Here is a 6,211-nt window from a genome sequence, read left to right as displayed (position 1 = left end):
ACTTTATACCGCAGGCCCAGAGGCGGAAGCATTCTGGCCAACGATTGGATTTGTCCCAATTGAGCGCGATAACACGACCCATATCTTTCGTGGCAAGCAATGACGGCTTTGGGCCGAATCCTGCCTTTCAGTGCGAGCTACTATGCCGAGCCATTGAGCTTGGTTTACCGGAAATCTCGGGCTTTAGGGAATGAGCTCGGCATAGTATCCGGCTCGGGATAAATCCCGTTATGCCGAGTTCGGCATAACGGGATGAACATGTCCCGCGGGACAACCGGCTTCGTCTCTCGAATCCGACCCGCCGTCGCCGTGGGCAAACTCGTGGCCCCGCCCGGTTGGCAGCTTGAACTCGCTATCCCGATCAGTCAAACCGACGAGGTCCGCTGAAAGGTCGAACAGTTGCTGTGCCACGAGATGCACGGCCTCCCCTTCCCGCTGGATTCGGCCATTGATCCCCATCATCGAGGACGCTAGCACCACGCGCCGCCGCTTTTCGAACAAGCTGGGCCAGACGACGATGTTGGCCGGATCCGTCTCGTCCTCGATGGTGATGAACATGACGCCTTTGGCCGATCCTGGCTTCTGCCGCACCAGCACAAGACCTGACGTATAAACCCACCGCCCATCCCGCGCATTCATCGCCCGGCACATGTGATGAGCTGCGCTCCGACAAGTCCTTGCGCAGGAAGGCGACGGGACGCTGTCTGAGCGTCAATCCGATATGGCTGTAATCCTCAATGACGTTGTGCCCGTCCGTCATTTGCGAAGCGCAACCTCCGGCTCCTGCTGCTCGGCAATTGCGACCTTCTCGCGGTCGGCCGCCGCTGCAAACAAGGGCAATGGCTCGTCGCGCAGCGGCCTTGATTTCCCAGAGGGCATCGCGCCGTTCGAGTTTGAGCCAGGCTAGGAAGGCATCGGCCACTGCAAGCTGGACAGGCGCTTCCGTCGGCACACTGAACCGGCGCCACTATGGCAAAGCCACGACGCAAAAACATTCCTGCATCTTCGGCAGAAGAGGAATGACCTGTCTTTCTTGAAATGGATTGCGTCTCTAAAACGCATCCGACTACAATGTCGTGCTCACGGCATGCGTCAAATAAGCTCTAGCTAAGCAGTTCGATGAAAGCTTCCATTTCAGATCATATCCTCGCGTCCGCCGGCGCGCTCTTCTATCGCGAGGGCATCCGCGCTGTCGGCATCGACCGCATCATCGAGGAAACAAGGGTCGCCAAGGCGACTCTTTATCGGCATTTTCCATCCAAAGATCATCTTGTAGCGGCATATCTTCAGGACCGTCACGAGCGTGTCATCCGTTCGCTGGAAGAGGTTCTGAACGAAGTCCAGAACCCGCGGGACCAGCTCGATCTTATCTTTAAGCGGCTGCATGAGAAGGCGGATAGCCCCGAGTTTCGCGGATGTGCGTTTGCCCTCGCTGTAGCCGAGCATGGCGATTCAGAACGCGTTGTTATTGTCGCGCGCGCCCACAAGGCGGCCGTCAGTCAGATGTTTCGTGCGCTGATGGAACGGGCAGGTGTCGGTACCGCCCAGCCGGCTGCTCATCTTTCTCTTCTCTATGAAGGCGCCCTTGCAACAGTTGCGGTTGGGCGAGACCCGCAAGCTGTGCTCACCGCCAGGGACTGCGCGCTTTTCGTGTTCGACGCAGCGCGTCCTTCAACGAAATCCTAAACAGGCGGAACATGGCAAAGGTTATTGATTACTTCTTCGGCATCGGCTCCCCGTGGGCCTTCATCGGCCTTGACCCGTTCTCGGAACTCGCCTCCAGGCATCGCGCGGTGATCCGGCCGCACGTCATCTCTCTGATCGAGGACAATGGCGGCATCTATTCGCGTAATCGGCCGGAAGCCCGACGCGCCTACTGGACCAAGGACCTGAAGCGCTGGGCATTCCTGCGCGGCAGGACGCTGAACTTTGAAAATCGCGCTGCCCTGTCCGATCCAACGCCCGCCGGCTTCATGGTCATCGCGGCCATCGAGGACGGCCTGGACTGGCTCGAGCTGACACGCGCGCTGCAGACGGCATTCTGGAGCGACTCGGCGGATATCGGCCGGAGCGAGGTGCGTCAGGCGATCGCCAGTTCCGTAGGGATCGACGGGGCGACGCTGGAAGAACGCGCCCAGGCCGGGGCCACCCAATCGATCTGGAGATCCAATATCGAAAGCGCAAGGGCCGCCGGCGTCTTTGGCCTTCCGACGTTTCGCTACGAAGACGAACTTTACTGGGGGCAGGATAGCCTGCCTTTCCTTGAGCGCCACCTGAACGGCGAGAAGATCGCCGTCTGACAGCTAGCCTGGTGAGACTTGGTGCCGATCAGTCTGCATCCGCGCCTTATCGTGACGGCATGGCACGATGTCGGCTGGCACGGTCAACACGACAGAGGACGTGAAAGATGGGCATCCTATCCGTTGAGCTATCGAGCCAATTGCAGGCAAGGTTCGGTGATCGCTTCTCGATCTCGCAAGCACTGCGCGAGCAGCATGGCCGCGGCGAATCCCATCACACGCCGGCAATCCCGGATGCCGTGGTATTCGCGCAAAGCACCGCCGACGTAGCTGAAACCGTCCGGCTCTGCGCCGCGGCAGGCGTGCCGGTCATCGCCTTCGGCGCCGGGACCTCGCTCGAGGGGCACCTGAGCGCGGTGCGCGGTGGCGTTTCAATCGATCTTTCGCGAATGTCACAGATCATTCGCGTCAGCGCCGAGGATCTAGACTGCACCGTCCAGGCCGGTGTCACGCGCGAGCAGCTCAACGCGCATCTGCGCGACCAAGGCCTGTTTTTCCCGATCGACCCTGGCGCCAACGCGTCAATTGGGGGCATGGCGGCGACACGGGCATCGGGCACCAACGCCGTGCGCTACGGCACCATGCGCGAGAATGTGCTGTCGCTGACCGTCGTACTGCCGACGGGTCAGGTCATCCGCACGGGCGGTCGGGCGCGAAAATCGTCCGCCGGCTATGACCTCACACGCCTCTTCGTCGGCTCGGAAGGCACGCTCGGCATCATCGCCGAAGTGACCTTGCGGCTCCACGGCGTTCCGGAAACCACTTCGGCAGCCCTCTGCTCGTTCGAGAGCGTGGAGCTGGCGGTCAGCGCCGCGATCGCGGTCGTGCAGCTTGCCATCCCGGTCGCGCGCATGGAGCTGATGGACCGCGGCCTGATTGCTGCCGCCAACGCCTATTCCGGCCTTTCGCTTAAGATCGAAGACACACTCGCCTTCGAATTCCACGGGTCTCCTGCGTCGGTTCAGGAGCAGGTCGAACTGGTTGCTGATATCGTCAAGGATCATGGCGGCAAGGATTTCGAATGGGCCAATGCGCCTGAGGAACGAAATCGCCTATGGAAGGCCCGGCATAACGCCTTCTACGCAGTCGTGTCGCAGAGACCGAATGCGAAGGGCTGGTCATCCGATGTGTGCGTGCCGGTATCGGAACTCAGCGGCTGCATTCTCAGGACCCGCGCATTGTTGCAGGACTGCAGTGTTCCGGCTGCCATTCTCGGTCATGTCGGCGACGGCAATTATCATGTGGTCTTCGCCGTCGATCCCGCGAACAAGGCGGAGCTCGCCGAGGTCGCGGCCATCAACAAGGCGATGGTCGAACACGCAATTTCCGTCGGCGGCACGTCGAGCGGCGAACATGGCGTCGGCACCGGCAAGATCGGCTATCTGCGTCAGGAACACGGAGACGCCGTCGAGCTGATGGCCCTGCTCAAGCACGCCATCGATCCCCAGGGCATCATGAACCCAGGCAAGATCCTGCCGGTGTGAGTGTTGCCGAACTTATCAGCCTTGTTCACGGGAGACTGTGTGATGGACGGCTTCAAACCCCACAGCTCTCATTGGGGCGCATTCTTTGGACGGCATCAGGGCGAAGCGCTCGAAATCCGTCCGCATCCCGCCGACCCTCACCCATCTCCCTTGCTCGGCAATCTACCCGCAATCGCCCATAGCTCAGCTCGCATCCGGCGCCCGGCCATCAGACGGGGATGGCTTGAAAGCGGTCCCGACAATGCCGGGAAACGTGGGAGCGACGGCTACGTCGAGGTCAGCTGGTCGGAAGCGCTCGATCTTGTCTCCAGCGAGCTTAGGCGGGTTCACGCCGAAGCTGGACCGCGCGCCATTTTCGGCGGCTCGTATGGCTGGTCCAGCGCAGGCCGGTTTCATCATGCCCAAGGTCAGATCCACCGCTTCCTCAACGTGCTCGGCGGATATGTCAGATCGGTCAATACCTACAGTTCGGGCGCGGCGATGGTCATCATTCCGCATGTGCTCGGTCCTTACGACACTTTCGACCGAAAGAGCGTTACCTGGGAAGCGATCGAGCGCAGCAGCGAGCTGATCGTTGCTTTCGGCGGCATGGCGGTCAAGAACACCGACGTCCATGGCGGCGGCATCAGCCGGCACGTCGTGCGCCCCGCGCTGCGCAGCGCCCGTGCGCGCGGCGCGCGATTCGTGCTCATAAGCCCGCTCAAGGATGACATTGCTGCCGACCTGGATGCGGAATGGCTGCCGGTCATCCCCGGAACAGATGTTGCGCTCATGCTGGCGATCGCCTTCGTCCTGGTCAGCGAGGGACGACACGATCGGGAATTTCTCGACCGCTATACGACAGGCTATCCGCGCTTCGAGGCTTATCTGCTGGGGCACGAGGATGGCATCGGGAAGAGCCCGCAATGGGGAGCCAGCATCTGCGGTATCGCTGCCGATACGATCGTGGATCTGGCGCGGCACATGGCGGACGCCCGAACACTGATCACCGTAAGCCACTCCCTGCAGCGCGCCGACCATGGCGAACAGCCCGTCTGAATGGGGATCGTGCTGTCGGCCATGCTGGGCCAGATCGGGCTCGATGGCGGCGGCTTTTCCTATTCGCTCGGCGCGCTCGGCAATATCGGCAAAAGCCAGCTCGCCGTTCCTCTGCCGACGCTCAAGCAATTCCACAATCCCGTGCCGGATTTCATACCCGTCGCACGGATCGCCGACATGCTGCTGAACCCGGGCGAACCCTTCCACTACAATGGCCAGGCTTTGCGCTATCCTGACATTCGCCTTGTCTATTGGGCAGGCGGCAACCCGTTCCATCATCATCAGGATCTCAACAGGCTTCGCCAGGCGTTCAAGAAGCCGGAGACGATCATCGTGCACGAAACGGCCTGGACGTCCTCGGCACGCCACGCCGATATCGTCCTGCCCGCGACCACCACGCTTGAGCGCGACGATATCGGTGCGGCCGATCGCGATTCGATGATGATCGCGATGAAGAGGCTGATCGAACCGGTCGGCGAGGCACGCGACGACTACGAGATATTCGCGGATATTGCAGAGCGCCTCGGCAAGCGTGGCGAATTCACCGAGAACCGGTCGAGCCGCGAGTGGCTCACTTTCCTATTCGAGACAACACGTGCGGCACTCACCGCCGCTGGTCACCCGGCGCCGGATTTCGTAACGTTCTGGGAGAAAGGCGAACTGCAACTGCCGATAAAGCCGGACGATGGTGGCCCAGCGCGCGCATTCCGGGCCGATCCGGGCGCCAATCCGCTGCCGACGCCATCGGGCAAGATCGAAATCTTCTCTGAAACGATCGAGAGCTTTGGTTATGACGATTGCCGGGGCCATCCGCGCTGGTTTGAACCGGAACCGACGAGGGAGGCGGCGGAGAGCCGCTATCCCCTCTATCTCATCTGCAACCAGCCGCACTCGCGCCTTCACAGCCAGCTTGATTATGGTGACTTCAGCCGCTCTACCAAGATCAATGGCCGCGAACCGGTGCGAATCAATCCGGCCGATGCAGCCGAGCGTGGCATTTCGGATCGCCATATCGTCAGGCTGTTCAACGCCCGCGGCAGCTGCCTGGCGGCTGCGGTGATCAGTGCCGATGTGAAACCTGGTGTGATGCAGCTTGCCACCGGGGCTTGGTTCGAGCCTGATGATACCGGTGCCGAGATCGCCATGTGCATTCACGGCAACCCGAATATCCTGACCCGCGATACGGGCACCTCGCAACTTGCACAGGCGTCGACCGGACAGCTGACGAAGGTCGATGTCGAGCGCTATGCCGGAGAATTGCCACCCGTGCGCATTCTCGACGGAATGGCGTTCATCGAGTAATGGACCGGCACTGGCAACACCTTTAGCGGCCGAGCGGTGACCGGAAATCCTGATCCTCGTGCTTCAGATCGCGCCGATAAAATAATC

3 protein-coding genes and 2 pseudogenes are annotated in these 6,211 nt (G+C 61.1%); 4 read left to right on the top strand and 1 reads right to left on the bottom strand.

Translation table 11 applies throughout. The features are described from left to right. Positions 1–164 precede the first annotated feature (164 nt). A pseudogene (locus AC1DTN_RS20845) lies at positions 165–967 on the bottom strand (OB-fold nucleic acid binding domain-containing protein); the annotation flags it as partial. A 152-nt stretch (positions 968–1,119) separates the two neighbouring features. On the opposite strand from AC1DTN_RS20845, the gene AC1DTN_RS20840 reads away from it, so the two are divergent. The 4 genes and pseudogenes from AC1DTN_RS20840 (at position 1,120) to AC1DTN_RS20825 (ending at position 6,124) form a co-directional block, all read left to right on the top strand. Further along, on the top strand, positions 1,120–1,686 hold the full coding sequence (locus AC1DTN_RS20840; protein ID WP_442207307.1) for a TetR/AcrR family transcriptional regulator: 567 nt from the start codon (positions 1,120–1,122) through the stop codon (positions 1,684–1,686). Positions 1,687–1,697: 11 nt separating this feature from the next. Further along, positions 1,698–2,300: a 2-hydroxychromene-2-carboxylate isomerase gene (locus tag AC1DTN_RS20835; RefSeq protein ID WP_442207305.1), complete on the top strand. Its 603-nt coding sequence runs from the start codon at positions 1,698–1,700 to the stop codon at positions 2,298–2,300. A gap of 107 nt (positions 2,301–2,407) precedes the next feature. Next, positions 2,408–3,784 (top strand): FAD-binding oxidoreductase, encoded by a 1,377-nt coding sequence (locus AC1DTN_RS20830; RefSeq protein WP_477922414.1) that lies wholly within the window; start codon positions 2,408–2,410, stop codon positions 3,782–3,784. 42 nt (positions 3,785–3,826) lie between these two features. Beyond that, positions 3,827–6,124, top strand: a pseudogene (locus AC1DTN_RS20825) (molybdopterin guanine dinucleotide-containing S/N-oxide reductase). Positions 6,125–6,211 lie beyond the last annotated feature (87 nt).

This window comes from Rhizobium sp. 01T444 (assembly GCF_056398305.1).
Note: the sequence above shows the minus strand (reverse complement) of the source record. Positions and strands in the feature narration are given on the sequence as shown.